The organism is Pseudomonas sp. NPDC087615, assembly GCF_044743445.1.
Lineage (GTDB): Bacteria > Pseudomonadota > Gammaproteobacteria > Pseudomonadales > Pseudomonadaceae > Aquipseudomonas > Aquipseudomonas baetica_A.
Map to the genome: position 1 here is coordinate 75,733 of NZ_JBIUWM010000005.1, position 15,887 is coordinate 91,619.

Annotated in this window: 12 protein-coding genes; 5 read left to right on the top strand and 7 right to left on the bottom strand. The window is 60.0% G+C overall.

Going from position 1 to position 15,887, the window contains the following annotated elements; translation table 11 throughout:
• Positions 1 to 45 precede the first annotated feature (45 nt).
• From ACIOU6_RS04510 to ACIOU6_RS04530, 5 genes are read right to left on the bottom strand one after another with little or no spacing between them, the layout of a single operon-like run.
• On the bottom strand, positions 46 to 1,446 hold the full coding sequence (locus tag ACIOU6_RS04510; protein WP_221732126.1) for an ATP-binding protein: 1,401 nt from the start codon (positions 1,444 to 1,446) through the stop codon (positions 46 to 48).
• Positions 1,443 to 3,257, bottom strand: a complete 1,815-nt coding sequence (locus tag ACIOU6_RS04515) for a DAHL domain-containing protein (RefSeq protein ID WP_221732125.1) — start codon at positions 3,255 to 3,257, stop codon at positions 1,443 to 1,445. Before ACIOU6_RS04515 ends, ACIOU6_RS04510 begins: the two co-directional genes overlap by 4 nt.
• The gene (locus ACIOU6_RS04520) at positions 3,254 to 4,207 is read right to left on the bottom strand and encodes a cytochrome-c peroxidase (RefSeq protein WP_401134197.1); all 954 of its coding nucleotides are present in this window, start codon (positions 4,205 to 4,207) and stop codon (positions 3,254 to 3,256) included. Before ACIOU6_RS04520 ends, ACIOU6_RS04515 begins: the two co-directional genes overlap by 4 nt.
• Before the next feature lie 45 nt (positions 4,208 to 4,252).
• Complete coding sequence (locus ACIOU6_RS04525; RefSeq protein ID WP_221732123.1) at positions 4,253 to 6,124, bottom strand: EAL domain-containing protein; 1,872 nt, start codon at positions 6,122 to 6,124, stop codon at positions 4,253 to 4,255.
• Positions 6,121 to 8,385, bottom strand: coding sequence for a putative bifunctional diguanylate cyclase/phosphodiesterase (locus ACIOU6_RS04530; RefSeq protein ID WP_401134200.1), 2,265 nt, complete (start codon positions 8,383 to 8,385; stop codon positions 6,121 to 6,123). The genes ACIOU6_RS04525 and ACIOU6_RS04530 overlap by 4 nt, the downstream gene beginning before the upstream one ends.
• A gap of 252 nt (positions 8,386 to 8,637) precedes the next feature.
• Here ACIOU6_RS04530 and ACIOU6_RS04535 point away from each other — a divergent pair, with 252 nt between their 5' ends.
• The 4 genes from ACIOU6_RS04535 to ACIOU6_RS04550 all read left to right on the top strand — a co-directional run bounded on the left by ACIOU6_RS04535 (position 8,638) and on the right by ACIOU6_RS04550 (position 11,661).
• On the top strand, positions 8,638 to 9,996 hold the full coding sequence (locus ACIOU6_RS04535; protein WP_401134203.1) for an HD domain-containing phosphohydrolase: 1,359 nt from the start codon (positions 8,638 to 8,640) through the stop codon (positions 9,994 to 9,996).
• Positions 9,997 to 10,065: 69 nt separating this feature from the next.
• Positions 10,066 to 10,500, top strand: coding sequence for an NUDIX domain-containing protein (locus tag ACIOU6_RS04540; protein WP_401134205.1), 435 nt, complete (start codon positions 10,066 to 10,068; stop codon positions 10,498 to 10,500).
• 23 nt (positions 10,501 to 10,523) lie between these two features.
• Positions 10,524 to 11,162: a LysE family translocator gene (locus ACIOU6_RS04545; RefSeq protein WP_401134207.1), complete on the top strand. Its 639-nt coding sequence runs from the start codon at positions 10,524 to 10,526 to the stop codon at positions 11,160 to 11,162.
• 1 nt (position 11,163) lies between these two features.
• Positions 11,164 to 11,661 carry a GNAT family N-acetyltransferase gene (locus ACIOU6_RS04550; protein ID WP_221732118.1) on the top strand — a complete coding sequence of 166 codons (498 nt, stop codon included), beginning with the start codon at positions 11,164 to 11,166 and terminating at the stop codon, positions 11,659 to 11,661.
• 120 nt (positions 11,662 to 11,781) lie between these two features.
• On the opposite strand, the gene ACIOU6_RS04555 is transcribed toward ACIOU6_RS04550, so the two are convergent.
• The gene (locus ACIOU6_RS04555) at positions 11,782 to 12,030 is read right to left on the bottom strand and encodes a DUF6124 family protein (RefSeq protein WP_401134209.1); all 249 of its coding nucleotides are present in this window, start codon (positions 12,028 to 12,030) and stop codon (positions 11,782 to 11,784) included.
• Positions 12,031 to 12,520: 490 nt separating this feature from the next.
• Complete coding sequence (gene metR, locus ACIOU6_RS04560; RefSeq protein ID WP_221732116.1) at positions 12,521 to 13,438, bottom strand: transcriptional regulator MetR; 918 nt, start codon at positions 13,436 to 13,438, stop codon at positions 12,521 to 12,523.
• 111 nt (positions 13,439 to 13,549) lie between these two features.
• Here metR and metE point away from each other — a divergent pair, with 111 nt between their 5' ends.
• Positions 13,550 to 15,862 (top strand): 5-methyltetrahydropteroyltriglutamate--homocysteine S-methyltransferase, encoded by a 2,313-nt coding sequence (gene metE / locus ACIOU6_RS04565; protein ID WP_221732115.1) that lies wholly within the window; start codon positions 13,550 to 13,552, stop codon positions 15,860 to 15,862.
• Positions 15,863 to 15,887: the final 25 nt, after the last annotated feature.

The window sequence follows — 15,887 nt, forward strand, 5'->3', positions numbered from 1 at the left end:
TGGTGTCAATCGAAAGTGTCACGCCTAGGCCCTTTCCCGCAGGGATCAGGCGGCAGACGGGGTCTGGCGCATCGGCAGTTCGATGCGAAAGGTTGTGCCTACGCCCAACTCGCTGCGCACCGAAATGTCTCCGCCATGCTTTTTCACAATGCCGTAGGACAGGGACAAACCGAGACCAGTCCCCTGGCCGACCGGTTTGGTGGTGAAGAAGGGGTCGAAGATTTTTTGCAGGGTGTCCGGTGCGATACCTGATCCGGTATCGGCCACTTCAACCCAGGCGATGTCGGCCTGCTGCCCGGTGCGCAGGGTGATGATGCCGCGTTCCTGCCCCATGGCCTGAGCCGCGTTGACCACCAGGTTCATGATGACCTGATTGATTTGCGACGGCAGGCACTCGATGTCTGGCAACGGCTGATACTCCTTGATCACGTCGGCCTTGTATTTGAGTTCGCTGGCGACGATGTTCAGGGTCGACTCGATGCCTTGTTGCAGATTGGCCCACTGCCATTGCTGGTTGGAATCGACCCGGGAGAAATCTTTCAGGTCCTTGACGATCTGCCCGACCCGGCCGATACCGTCCTTGGATTCGCGGATCAGCACGGGAATGTCCTCGAGCAGAAAATCCAGTTCGACGTCTTTGCGCAATTGCTCCAGCCGTGCCGCCGATTCGCTGTCCGTGGCGTGCCCGAGCGTCTGGTAGGCGTCGAGCATGGTCAGCAATTGTTTGAAGTAGCCGTCCAGTGTGCCGAGGTTGGAGGTGATGAAGCCGATCGGGTTATTGATTTCATGGGCCACGCCCGCCGCCAGTTGCCCCAGTGAAGCGAGTTTTTCCGATTGCACCAGTTGTCCTTCCAATTGCTTGCGTTCGTCGACTTCTCTCTGCAGTTCTTCGCTGGCCTGCTTGAACTGGGCGGTGCGCTGATCCACCAGATGTTCCAGATTGTGCATATGCAGGGAGGCCCGTTCAGTCATCTGCCATTTGGTGAGCAGGGTGTTGGCCATCTGTTGCACTTCGATGTTGTCGAACGGTTTTTTCAGGATCAGCAATCGATCATGAGCGTGCAGGCGTTCCAGCAGTTCGTCCCAGGAGTAATCCGAATACGCGGTACACACCACCACCTGCAACTGCGGATCCTCTTTCCACAGGTGTTCGATGGTTTTCGCACCGTCCCAGCCATCGGGCATGCGCATATCGACGAAAGCCAGCGCGTAGGGGCGCTGCTCTTGCATGGCCTGAACCAGTTTGCCCAGACCTTCCTCGCCGCCATAGGCCGAATCCAGCTCGAACCGAGGACGCTCGGTTCGGGCCGGGGTGCCGAACAGTGCGGCCTCCATTTCGTCCAGTTCCACCGACTGTGCCGCCGGAGCGAGGATCTTGCGAAAGTCTTCATGAATCGAAGGCATGTCGTCGATCAGTAGAATGCGGCGATTCGAAAGCTCACTCATGCGTTCTCCGTTACGTTGATCAGGGGGATCTGCAGGGTGAATAACGCACCCTTGCCCGGCCCGTCGCTGTGGGCGGTGAGATGGCCGTTCATCTCGATGGCCGCCAGGGCGCAGCTGTGCAGGCCGAACCCGTGGCCTTCCTTGCGGGTGGTGAAACCATGGGCAAAGATGCGCGTCATGTTCTGCGGCTCTATGCCCTCGCCATCGTCCCGGACGCTGATTTCGAGGAAGTTTTCATCCGCGATTCTGACCCCCAGGGTCATGGTGCGTGGGCGGTTGCTGAGGTCCGACATCGCGTATTTGGCATTGCTGATGAGGTTGATCAGGATCAGTAGCAAGCGATGTTTGTCGCCCATCACTTGCGGCACTTCGGCGTATTCCTTGACCACCGTGACGTGATGCCGGGTCAGGGCTCCGGCGTTCATGCGCAGGGCGTCTTCGAGCAGTTCGTTGATGAACAGCGGCTCGGTCATGCTGTTGGCCCCGGCATAGGACTGCTGGGTGGCGACGATGTCCTTGATGTGGTCGACGCTTTTGTTCATCTGGTTCAATTCGTCGACCATTTCCTGCTGTTCCTGAGAGATCGCGCCGACCAGTTGATTGAGGTAACCGGGCAGCAATTTGCCCTTGGCGTCCTCGCTGAGGAAATAACCGAGGTCGTGCGGATGTTCGTTGATCAATTGCATGGCCTTGCCCAATCCCAGTGACTTGCTGGCGCGCAGCTTTCGCGCGATCAGATCGCTAGAGATGTTCACACTGTTGAGCACATTGCCGACGTTGTGCAGCACGTTGGTCGCGATCTCCGCCATACCGGCCTGGCGCGCGGCGTCGAGCAATTCGCTCTGGGCGTTCTTGAGCTCGCGGGTGCGCTCCTCGACCCGGTGCTCCAGCGCATCGTTGGCGGTCTGCAAGGCGCTATTGACCCGATTGATTTCGGCGAAACTGCGGATCAGGCGAACGGCCAGCCATATCAGCGACATCATCAACAGCACGGAAAACAGCAGCAGGTAGAAGTGGTATTTCCTTTCGATGACTTCGACCCGTTGCTGATCCAGGTCAAGCATGGTGGTGATGTTGTCCAGACGTTCGGCCACTGGAATGGCTTCGATGTTTTCGAGCAACTGATTGACCCGTGGTTGCTCGCGCGCAATCAGGGCGATGTGATTGCTCATGATCCTGATCGGGCTTTGAAACTCCGCGGGCAGGCGTTGTGCATTCACTGCCAGTTTGTTCAACCCTAACTCGATGTCGGCAGCTTTGTCGGCGGAGGTGACTTGGGCGAACTCCAGGGCACTGAGTAGCAGGTCGTAGGTATCGGTGGTGATGTTCTGCAACTGCAACTTGTCGAAATCAGGCAGATTGGCCAGTTGCGCCTGGATGTCGTCTTCGGCGGTTGGCAAAAAGGCCAGAGAGTTGCGCAACAGGGCGTTGTGCGACTTGAACTGTTCGACCAGGCTGATTTTTTCCTGCATGGCGTGCAGGAATCCCTCATGGGCGTCGTTCCATTGTGCGGAGTCGTTGCGACCATGCCCGGACTCCAGGGAGTCGAAGCGCTCCCAGAGCCGGGTCATCTCGTTCATTGGCGATACCAGGGGGTCGTAGTTGTGCGAGATCGCCACCCTGGCTTTGAGAATCTCGTTTTCCCACAGAGCGTTCTGCTGTTTGATCTGCCGGACCAGGTCCCTTGACTCGGTGTACGTCATGGTTTGTTCGGAGCTTGACTTGAAATAAAGAAACAGCAGGATCGAGGCCAGCACCACCGCAACCAGTGTGAGCAACAGCAGGCTGGTGTGGCGTGAGATGTTCTTCATGGCTTGCCCTCCCATTGGCCGGTCAGGGTCTTGAGAAACAGGATGATCAGGGTCTTGTCTTCGTCGCTCGGCATGCGCCCCAGTTGGTACTGGAACATCACGTCCACCGCCCGTTCGAGGGTGGGCGCCGAGCCGTCGTGAAAGTACGGCGCGGTCATTGCGACATTGCGCAGGCTCGGCACTTTGAACACGGCACGATCCGCTTCGTCGCCAGTGACATTGAAACGTCCCTGGTCGGCCACTGTCGGGTTGCCGCGATCGGCAATGTAGTCGCCGAACACACCGAATTTCTGGAACATGTTGCCGCCGATGTTCACCCCTTGGTGGCAGGCAATGCAGCCGTATTCCTTGAAGCGCTGGTAGCCGTACTTCTCCTCCAGAGTCAGGATGTCCGTGTTGCCCAGCAGGTATTGATCGAAGCGGGAATTGCGGGTTAGCAAGGTGCGTTCATAGGTGGACAGCGCTTGCTGGATATTGGCCTTGGTCACGCCGCCCGGGTAGGTCGCGGCGAAGTCCCGGCGGTAGTCGGCGTCGTTGGCGATGCGTTCGACGACGGTGCTCCAGTCGTTGCCCATTTCATGGGGGCTGGTAATGACCACGTCGCTTTGTTCCTCGAGCGTCTCGACGCGGCCGTCCCAGAACTGGCGGAAGTTCAGGCTGGCGTTGAACACCGTCGGTGTGTTGACGGCCACCGGTTTGCCGTCGAAACCCAGTGACAAGGCACGATTGTCGGCACCGTTCTTGTCCAATTGGTGGCAACTGGTGCAGGACAGGCTGTTGTTGATCGATAACCGTGGCTCGTGGAATAACCGGCGACCAAGTTCAACGCGCCGGGCATCCTGCGCCGGTGCTGCGGGCAGGGGGATGAGCGGTTCGTCCAGCGGCTCGGCGTGGGCGCCGATACAGAGTCCACAAAGCAGCAACGCCATGGCAGGGGGGTAAAGGCTCATCGGCAATCGTCTCCTTGACTCTCGTGGCCGGTTTCGGGGCGTGGATCAAACTGTCCAGGGCGGTGGGGACGTGGCGGCCAGCAAGTGCGCAAAAGCGTCGGCGGGCAGGGCTTTGCTGAAGTAGTAGCCTTGGCCTTCTTCGCAGTGGTGGGCCTTGAGAAAGGCCAGTTGTTCTGCGGTTTCGATGCCTTCGGCGATGACGTTCAATCCCAGACTTTTTCCCAGGCTGATGATGGCGCTGACGAGGGCGGCATCATTGCTGTCGTTGCTCAGACCGCGAATGAACGATTGATCGATCTTCAGCACATCAATGGGAAACCGGCGCAGGTAGCTCAGGCTTGAATAACCGGTGCCGAAGTCGTCGATGGACAGTCGTGTACCCAGTGCCTGCAGGCGATTGAGTGCGGTCATCGTCGCTTCGACGTTTTGCATCAGTACACCTTCAGTGATTTCCAGCTCCAGCCAGTCGGCGTCCAGCCCGGTCTGCTTGAGCACTTGCTCGACGCCTTCGACGAAGTCGCGCTGGCGAATATCGATGGGCGAGATGTTCACCGACATGCGGATCGGCGGCAGTCCCGCCACTTGCCAGGCCCGAGTCTGACGACAGGCCTCGGCCAGCACCCATTGGGTCAGTGGCACGATCAGTCCGCTGTCCTCGGCCACCGGAATGAAGTCGCAGGGATAGACCCAGCCATGCCCCGGTTTCTGCCAGCGCACCAGCGCCTCGGCACCGACCACTCTGGCGCTGCGCAGGTCGATTTTCGGTTGGTAGTGCAGGACGAACTCTTGCCGTTTCAACGCCCGACGAATGCCCGATTCGATGCTTTGCTGTTCGCGTGCGCGCTGGTTCATCGCGTCGATGAAAAAACCGATGTCGTTGGGGCCGTTTTCCTTGACGTTACGCATCGCGGTTTCGGCCTTCTTGATCAACTCGATGGCATCCAGTCCGTCTTCGGGATAGACGCTGATGCCCAGGCTGGCGGTGACGCTGACGTCATGGCCGGCAATCGTCTGCGGCAGGCGAATGGCCGCGAGTACTTTTTCGGCGATGCCGTGGGTCTGCTGTGGATGGCTGATGTCGGTGAGGATCACCACGAATTCGTCGGAACCGTAGCGAAAGACCGAGTCTGATCCGCGTATGCACAGCAACAGTTGCTGTCCGACGCGTTTGAGCATTTCGTCGCCCGCCGGATGGCCCAACGCATTATTGATGCGCTTGAACCGGTCCAGTCCGAGGAACATCACCACCAGTTGCTTGTCGTGGCGCCGGCAGACGGCCAGGGCTTGGCTCAGGCGATCACCGAGCAAGGTGCTGTTGGGCAAACCGGTGAGGGTGTCGTATTGCAGCAGGCGCGACACCTTCAACAACTCGTGAACCCGCGCCTCGATGGTTCGCTCAAGGCTGAGCATTTTCAGTGCCGCGTCCTGGGCCAGCTGCCATTTCCAGGTCAGGGCATTGGCCATCTGGCGGATTTCCAGGCTGTCGAACGGTTTTTTGAGAATCAGTAACTGGTCGCCGAACTCCAGCCGCTCGGCCATGGCCTCCCAGCTGTAATCGCTATGCGCGGTGCACAAGGCAATTTGCAGGTTCGGATCGGCCTGCCACAGTTGCTCGATGGTTTCCAGACCATCCCATCCCGGCGGCATGCGCATATCGATGAATGCAAGGGCATAAGGGTTGCCATCGGCCAGCGCGCGCAGGACCAAAGCCAAGGCTTCCTGGCCCTGGTAGGCGGAGTCTAGCTGGAAGTTCAGGGGCGGCGACTGACGGGTACCGAACAGCGTCTGTTCGAGGTGATTCAAATCGGCCTCTTCTGGCGCCTTCGGGGCGAGGATCTTGCGGAAGTCGTCGTGAATCGCCGGTGTGTCATCGATGATCAGGATGCGCCGGTTGGATTGCGGGAATGGTGTTTTCATTCCTCATCCTCCTCCGGTGACAGGGCCACCTTGAGTCCGTCCCTCAGCAGTTGGCCTGCCTGCTCGGCGCTGACCGCCTCACTGAAATAGAGCCCCTGTGCGCTGGGCAAGGCGGCTGCGGCGGACGGCGCGGGATGCCGCCCTGGCGTCTGGTGGCCTTCGGCAATGATGCCGATGTCCAGATCCCGGGCGAAATTGACGATCGCCCGCAGTGCGCTGGCACCGGCTGCATCTTGAGTCGCGCTATCGATGACGCTTTGAGCAAGCTTGAGGTGATTGACGCGGTAGGTTTTCAGGTAATCGAACGATGAATATTCGGTGCCGAAATCATCGATGGCGATGGTCACGCCCAGTTCACGCAGGCGTGGCAATACATCGTTGTGGGTCCACTTGGTCTGGGCCAGCGTCGCCTCGGTGACATCGAAGCGCAAATCCCAGGGCGCAAGCTGCCAGCGTGCGGTGGTGCGCAGAACGTCGTAGATCAGTTCGGGGCCGCTCTTGAGTTGCGCCAGAGAGAGCTTGATTGCCATCATCGGCGGTGCCACGCCTTCGTCGCGCCAGATCTGCATCTGGTGGCAGGCGCGATCCAGCACCCAACGCCCCAGAGGAATGATCGCGCCGGTTCTTTCCGCCGCCGGTACGAAGGCGGATGCCGGCAGCAGACCGCGCCGCGGATGCTGCCAGAGGATTTGCGCCTCCATGCCCAGAATCCTGTCGTTGTGCAGATCCATCTCCGGCGCGTAATGCAGTCTCAGCTCATCGCCCTCGAGCGCGGTCATCAACTCGCTGACGATGGTCATGCGTTCGGCGACTTCCCGAGAGATCTCCTCCGAGTGGAAGTGATACTGGTTGCGCCCCATTTCCTTGGCGCGGTACAGCGCCATGTCGGCCTGTCCCAGCAGGCTGTCAGCGTCGAGGCTGGTCGCGCTGTAACTGCTGATGCCGATACTGACCGAAATATGCAGCGCATTACCGGCCAGGGTGTAGGGCGCCATCAGTGCGTCGCGGATATGGGTCGCCAGCGCGGCCGATTGGGTCGGGTCGCTGACGTCCAGTTGCAGGATCGCGAACTCGTCGCCGCCCAGGCGCGCCACCACATCGTTTTCTCGCACGCGAGCCTTGATGCGTTGGGCGACTTCCTGCAACAGCAGGTCGCCGACCGGGTGCCCCAGGGTGTCATTGATTCGCTTGAAGTGATCCAGGTCGAGGTAAAACACCGCGAACGGCATGGCGTCACGACGCGCGGCCGCAAACGCCTGGTGCAGGCGCTCAATCAATGTGGCGCGGTTGGCCAGCCCCGTCAGGCTGTCGGAACGGGCCATTAACGCCAGTTTCTCCTCGACCAGACGACGTTCGGTGATGTCCAGAATGATGCCTTCGACTTCCTGCAGCCGCCCGTCATGATCGCGCACCGGTATATAGCGGTTTTCCACCCAGCGCCAAGTGCCCTGGCCGGTGCGCAGGCGAAATTCGATCGAAGCGCCCGACGCATGCCGATCCAGCACCCTGGCCATGGCCGTATCGACGTTCGCCTGGTCGTCCGGGTGAATCAGCTCCTGAGCCCAGTTCGACGAGCGCACCAGATCCGCGGCGACATGACCATAGCGAGTGATGTTGTGGGAGATGTACATCAGTGCAAACGAGGGGTCGCCGCGCAGCCGATAAAGGATGGTCGGGCTGTTCTGCACGATGATATTGGCGTCGGACAATTCCCGGGTGCGTTCCTGAACCGCTTGCTCCAGCTCATGGAGCTTCAGTGCGGCGTCTTCGGTCATTTGCCATTTGACCGTAAGGGCGCTGGCCATCTGGCGGATCTCGATTGCGTCGAAGGGCTTTTTCAGAATCAGCAAACGGTCGTTCAGCGCCAGACGCCGGTCGATGTCTTCCCACGAATAGTCGGAATAGGCTGTGCACAGCGCGACCTGCAACTTGGGATCGACTTGCCACAGCCGTTCGATGGTTTCCAGCCCGTCCCATCCCGGTGGCATGCGCATGTCAATGAAGGCCATGGCATAGGGGCGATCATCGGCCAGCGCAGCTTCGAGTTTATCGAGTGCTTCCCGGCCCTGAAATGCCGAGTCAAGTTCGAAGTGCTGTGCCTGTGTTGCAGTCGGGGTGCCGAACAATAGACTCTCGGTCTCGCCGAGGCCGTCGTCCTCGGGGGTGGCAGGGCAGAGAATCTTGGCGAAATCGCCATGAATCGCCGGGGTGTCGTCGACGATGAGCACGCGGCGATTGATGTATAGGGGGGGCGCCGTCATACCGCGCGGTCCACGGGTTCACATGCTGTTGTCATCGGGAGCATCCTTTCCCTCACTACATGCCTGTTCGAAGGCCGATGGAGTCCGCCTGCGAGTTGAGCATAGTCGCGCCCTTGGCACTTCGCCTGTGCACTCGGGCTGAAGATTTGCGTGAACGCTGCAGAAAATCATCTAGCCTTCAGTCAGGCACAGGCAAGCGAGGCGGTAGGCCAGTGCGTCGTTTACGTTCACTGTTTTGCTTGAGGTCACGCCATGGAAGAGCAATCCGCCCCGACTCTGCCTCACCGCCCCACAGTGCTGCTGGTCGATGACGAGGAGTCGATCCTCAACAGCTTGCGCCGCCTGTTGCGGGGCCAACCCTACGATGTCCTGCTGGCCACGAGCGGCGCCCAGGCACTGGAGATGCTGGAACAGCAGGCAGTGGACCTGGTCATGAGCGATGCTCGTATGCCCAATATGGACGGCGCCTCGTTGCTGGCTCATGTTCGCCAACGTCATCCGGCGACCGTGCGCATCATGCTCACGGGCTACGCCGACCCGTCCGCGATCATAAAGGCGATCAATGACGGGCAGATTCATCGTTACATCAGCAAACCGTGGAATGACGAAGAGTTGCTGCTGATCCTGCGTCAGTCCCTGGAGCATCAGCACTCCGAGCGAGAACGTCAGCGCCTGGAACAGTTGGCCCGGGTGCAAAACGATCAGCTCAAACTACTCAACAGCACCCTGGAAAAACATGTCGCGGCGCGCACCGCCGAGCTGCAACAAACCGCCGACATGCTTGATCTGGCTTACGAAGAACTCAAGCGCAGCTATGTCACCGGCACCGAAGTGTTCTCGTTGCTGGCCAATCTGCGCTTGCCCCCGGCCAAACAGACCAACCGGCAAATCATCGAACTGGTGCGCAGCTACTGCAAACAACATGACCTGGACGAAGCCACCAGCCGTGACCTGACCATGGCGGCGGCGCTCTACAATGTCGGCAAACTGAGCTGGACCGACGGCATGATGATTACGCCTTCGGATTTGCTGCGTCATACCGATCAAGAGCGCTATCGCGGGTATCCGAAGCAGAGCGAGTCATTGCTGATGACGCTGGACCCGATGAAAGATGCCGCACGCTTGATCCTGCATCACCAGGAGCGATGGGACGGCAGCGGCTTTCCCGACCGCCTCAAGGGCGAGGCAATTCCCTTCGGCTCGCGGTTACTGAAACTGGCGGTGGACTTCGTCGAGTTGCAACGCGGCCTGATTCTTGAGCGGCAGATGAACAGCGACGAAGCGTTGCTGTACCTGCGCCAGTACGCCGCACGCCTGTACGATCCGGAACTGGTCGAAGATTTCATTCAAGTGTGTGCGGCCTTCCTCAGCGATGTCACGCTGGCCGATCCGACGGTCAAGGTATTGACCACGCGGGATCTGGCGCCGGGGATGATTCTGGCGCGCAATCTCAACGCTGATAACGGCATGTTGCTGCTCAATGCCGGCAAAACCCTCAGCGGCCTGTTGGTGGAAAAGCTGATTGCTTTCGAAGCCATGGAAGGCGGCAAATACAAGATTTTCGTTAAAGTGCCTGAGGAGGTCGACGAGCAACTCAAGGCTCAGGGTTAGCGATCTGTAAGGTGACGTCCTTGGGCAGGCATGGGATCCTTGCGGTTTTTTCAGGCCGGTGGCTGACCCATGACCTCTGCATCCGTTGTCTCCCCACGCATCATTCGTATCGCCGCCGCGCTGCTGCTCGGCGCTGACGGTCGCACCCTGCTGGTACGCAAGCGCGGTACCACGGCGTTCATGCAACCGGGCGGCAAGATCGAGCCCCACGAACGGCCGCTGCATGCACTGGCCCGTGAACTGGAGGAAGAGTTGGGATTGCGCATCGACCCGGCGCAGGCGACATTCCTCGGCCAGTTCTGCGCACCCGCCGCCAACGAGCCAGGGTTTGTCGTACAGGCTGAAATCTTTCAACTGACCATCGACACCGAAGTCACCCCTGCCGCCGAAATCGAAGAGGTGGTCTGGATCGACCCGGCCACCGACGGCGATGCTGAACTGGCGCCATTGACACGCGACCTGATCCTGCCGTTTTATCGGGCCTCGCTCACCGCCATCGCCTGATCATCCACGCAAAGGACTTTGCCATGATCCCGCTTCAAGACCTGCTGATTTTCGCCGCCGCCGCGTTGCTGATGGTACTGACGCCGGGGCCGAACATGATCTACCTGATCTCGCGTTCGATCTGCCAGGGGCGCAAGGCCGGTGTGACCTCGTTGCTGGGCGTGGTGGCCGGTTTTTTTGTGCACATGTTTGCAGCGGCCGCCGGTTTGACGGCGGTGTTTCTCGCGGTGCCGATGGCTTATGAGGTGTTGAAGTGGGCTGGCGCGCTGTATCTGCTGTGGCTGGCCTGGCAAGCGGTGAAACCCGGCGCACGTTCACCTTTCCAGGCGCAGCAACTGCCACCGGACTCATCGCGAAAACTGATCACCATGGGCTTTCTCACCAGCGCCCTGAACCCGAAAATTGCGGTGTTCTACCTCTCGGTATTTCCGCAATTCATCACGCCTGAACATGGCTCGGTATTCACCCAGAGCATCATTCTTGGCCTGACCCAAATCAGCGTCAGTTTTTCCGTCAATCTGTTGATCGCACTGTTCGCGGCGGGCATCGCATCGTGGTTCGTACGTAACCCGACGTGGCTGGCGGTGCAGCGTTACTTCATGGGCCTGGTACTCGGTGGTCTGGCCGTGCGGTTGATGCTTGAACAACGGCGAGGGGCTTGAGATGTGGATCGAACGGCTGGACGCCAGCCATGCCCTGGCCTATCGCGAGCTGATGCTCCAGGCCTATGACCGCCATCCGCAAGCCTTCACCTCCAGCGTGCGCGAACGGGCAGTGATGCCGTTGAGCTGGTGGGAAGCGCGGCTGACCAGCAAGCTCGATGTGGTGCTCGGTGCGTTCGAGGACGGCGTATTGGCGGGCATCGTCGGTCTGGCGTTCGAGCCTCGTGAGAAGGCCCGACACAAGGCCACGTTATTCGGCATGTACGTGTCGGCGGATTTTCGTCAGCACGGCTTGGGTTATGAACTGGTGCAAGCCGCGCTGAGCGAAGGCCAAAACCATCCCGAGCTGAAACTCATCCAGCTCACCGTCACCGCTGGCAACGATGCGGCGTTCAAGCTGTATCAACGCTGCGGCTTTATCCAGTTCGGCCTCGAACCGTTGGCCGTGCGGGTCGGTGAAGACTATTTCGACAAGATCCACATGTGGCGTGAACTCTGACCCACCATTGTTTCGCCCTGTAGGAGCGAGGCCTGCTCGCGATAGCGGTGTATCAGTCACCTGGACGCTGACTGAAAGATCGCTATCGCGAGCAGGCTCGTTCCCACAGGAGTTTGTGTTTCAGGCGCGGGGATCGAGGTTATCCAGCGCGCGGTTTACCGTCAGTTCGCCGAGCATCACCACCTGTTGAATACCGAGCAGGGTGTTGCGATGCGGCGTGTCGAGCAGGCCGGCGAAATCACTGAGCATCACGCTCGCCGAGGCGAGGGATTCACAGGCGTGGGCGAGCAGGGTTTCGTTGGCGGTGTCGGGGCTGACGTGGAATAAGGTGCTGGGGAGGCGATGCGGGGCGGGCGTTACCTTGAACATGGCGAATCTCCTTGTACCGGATGAAACCTCCAATACTTGTCGCTAAACAAGTAAGGGTGGCAGCTGCACGCAGGTTAGCGAACCGGGGGTACAAGAGCCCGGCAGGCCCGAAGGCCTCCCACGCACAGCTGCCATAACATTAGTTGCAGAAAGAACACCTGCAAAAAAAACTGGATCGCTGTCGCTTTTGTACCGTTCGAGTCGCTAAACCCGATCGCTGAATGTGTCAGCGACCGACAAACGATAGAGACCCGGCCCAAGGCGCACAAGCCGGCGGATTCTGGCGTAGCTGTAGGCCGTGACGCAAGGTTGCGTAGCCTGAGTCCATGTCTGGACATGTCAGTTAAACAGCACTGTTTAGTCTGCCCAAAACTCTGAAAACACCCGGATCACTGTGGGAGCGGGCTTGCTCGCGAATACGGTCGGTCAGATAAGGATTGCTCAACGGACAAACCGCTTTCGCGAGCAAGCCTGGAGGGTGTGGTGGTGATCAACGCACCGCGCTAACACCATCCAGCGTCGAAAACGAAGTGTCCTTGGCCGTCAGCAGAAAGTCGCGCATGTACGGCGCATCGAGCATATCGGCGCGAATCCCGGCGTACAGCGTGGCAAACAAGCCTTTCTCCCCCAGCCGTTTGCCCTTCACGTAACCGCGTGAGCTGTATTCATGCAGCGCCCAGTGCGGCATGCCGCAGACGCCACGGCCGCTGGCGACCAGTTGCATCATCATCACTGTCAGTTCCGAGGTGCGTACCTGCGCCGGCTCGATGTCGGCGGGTTCGAGGAAGCGGGTGAAGATGTCCAGGCGGTCGCGTTCCACCGGGTAGGTGATCAGCGTTTCGGTCAGCAAGTCTTCGGGGACGATGTAGGGTTTGTTCGCCAACGGGTGCTGATTGGCCACCGCTAACATGGCTTCGTAGGTGAACAGCGGCACGTAGGTGATGCCGGCGATGTCCAGCGGATCAGAGGTCACTACCAGATCCAGATCACCCCGGGCCAGGGCCGGCAGCGGGGCGAAGGAGAAGCCCGAGGCGAGGTCGAGTTCGACTTCCGGCCAGGCGTCGCGGAACTGGTCGATGGTCGGCATCAGCCACTGAAAGCAGCTATGGCATTCGATGGCCATGTGCAGGCGCCCGGCGGTGCCGCCGGCCAGTCGGGCGATGTCGCGTTCGGCGGCGCGCAGCAGAGGCAGGGTGGCGTCGGCCAGTTGCAGCAGGCGCAGACCGGCGCTGGTGAAACGCACCGGTTTGGTCTTGCGCACGAACAATTGCATGCCCATACGCTCCTCCAGCTCCTTGAACTGGTGGGACAGCGCCGATTGGGTCAGGTGCAAACGGTCGGCGGCATCGACCAGGCTGTCCGCCTCGCGCAATGCGTGCAGGGTTTTGAGGTGACGGATTTCAAGCACCGGCTGGCTCCATGAGGAAAACTTGTGATCAACACGAAAAGGTTGAGTTTGTCTCATGTTGGCTTGGCTGTCGACAATGGCGCCATCTTTTACTCATGGAGCACATTCGACATGGCCGTGGCCCACACCCTTGGTTTTCCGCGCATTGGCGCCGACCGCGAACTGAAAAAAGCCCTCGAAGCCTACTGGAAAGGCGATCTCGATCAGGCCGCGCTGAACCAGGTTGGCCGTGATTTGCGCGCCACTCACTGGCAGTTGCAGAAAGCGGCCGGCATCGACTTGCTGCCGGTCGGCGACTTCGCCTGGTACGACCAGGTGCTGACTCACTCGCTGACCTTCGGCGTGATCCCCGAGCGTTTCGACGGTGTGCGCGATGAGCACGGCCAGCCGAGCCTCGACACCCTGTTCGCCATGGCCCGTGGCGCTACCTCGAACTGCTGCGGTAGTGACCACGGCCAAACCCGATATGCCCAAGAGCTGACCAAGTGGTTCGACACCAATTATCACTACCTCGTCCCGGAATTCAGCGCTGATCAACAGTTCAAGCTGAGTTGGGAGCAGTTGTTCGATGAAGTCGAAGAGGCCCAGGCGTTGGGCCACAACGTCAAACCGGTGATCATCGGCCCGTTGACGTTTCTGTGGCTGGGCAAGGCCAAAGGCAACGATTTCGACAAGCTCGATTTGCTGGAGCGTCTGCTGCCGGTCTACAACCAGATCCTCGTGCGCCTTGCCGAGCAAGGCGTGGAATGGGTGCAGATCGACGAGCCGATCCTCACCCTCGACCTGCCGCAAGCGTGGAAGAGCGCCTTCGAACGCGCCTATCACATCCTTCAGTATTCGCCGTTGAAAAAACTCGTGGCGACTTACTTCAGTGGCCTGCAAGACAACCTTGGTCTGGCTGTCGGCCTGCCGGTACAAGGGCTGCACATTGATGCGGTGCGTGCGCCGGAGCAACTCGGTCAAGTGCTGGATCGCCTGCCGACCTACAAGATTCTTTCGGTGGGCCTGGTCAATGGGCGCAACGTCTGGCGCTGTGAACTGGAGCAGGCGCTGGCGCAATTGCAACCGGCGCAGGAGCGTTTCGGCGACAACCTGTGGGTCAGCAGTTCCTGCTCGTTGCTGCACAGCCCGGTGGATGTCGAGCGTGAAGACAAGCTCGATCCGGAACTCAAGAACTGGCTGGCATTTGCCGTGCAGAAGTGCAGCGAAATCTCCGTGCTGCGCGATGCCTTGAACGACCCGCAAGCGCCCAAGGTACAAACCGCACTGGCCCAAAGCCGGGCGATTCAGGCAAGCCGGGCGCAGTCACCGCGCATTCACAAAACCCAGGTGCAGGCGCGGATCAACGCGATCAATGCCAGCGACAGCCAGCGTCATTCGCCGTTTGCCAAACGCATCGGCAAGCAACAGGCGCGCCTGCAATTGCCAACGTTCCCGACCACCACCATCGGCTCGTTCCCGCAGACCGCTTCGATTCGTCTGGCGCGTCAGGCCTTCAAGCAGGGCAAGCTGTCGGCCAACGATTACCACGACGCCATGCGCAGCGAAATTCGCCACGCCGTGCAGGTGCAGGAACGCCTGGGGCTGGATGTGCTGGTACACGGCGAGGCCGAGCGCAACGACATGGTCGAGTACTTCGCCGAGCAACTCGACGGTTACCTGTTCACCCGTTTCGGCTGGGTGCAGAGCTACGGTTCGCGCTGTGTGAAACCGGCAGTGATTTACGGCGACCTGAGCCGGCCGCACGCCATGACGGTGGACTGGATCAGCTACGCGCAAAGCCTCACCGACAAAGTCATGAAAGGCATGCTGACCGGTCCCGTGACCATGCTGATGTGGTCGTTCCCCCGCGAAGACGTGTCGCGCAAAGTCCAGGCGCAGCAATTGGCGTTGGCTCTGCGTGATGAAGTGGTGGATCTGGAAAACGCCGGGATCAAGATTGTGCAGATCGACGAAGCGGCGTTCCGCGAAGGCCTGCCGTTACGCCGCGCGCAATGGCAGGAATACCTCGACTGGGCGGTTGAGGCGTTCCGCTTGACGGCTTCGGGCGTCAAGGACGAAACGCAGATCCACACCCACATGTGCTACAGCGAATTCAATGACGTGATCAAAGCGATTGCCGACATGGACGCCGACGTCATCACCCTCGAGACCTCGCGCTCGGACATGGAACTGCTCGAAGCCTTCGAGGCGTTTGATTACCCCAATGACATTGGCCCGGGTGTCTACGACATCCACTCGCCACGGGTGCCGGACACCGCCGAGATGGTCAAGTTGATGAGCAAAGCGGTGCAGCGGATTCCGGCCGAACGGTTGTGGGTCAACCCCGATTGCGGCTTGAAGACCCGGGCGTGGCCGGAAACCGAAGCGGCGCTGGTGAACATGGTGGCCGCCGCGCGGCAGTTGCGCGCCCGGTTGGCGTAAGCGCTCGGGGTGATCGAAAGCCTGC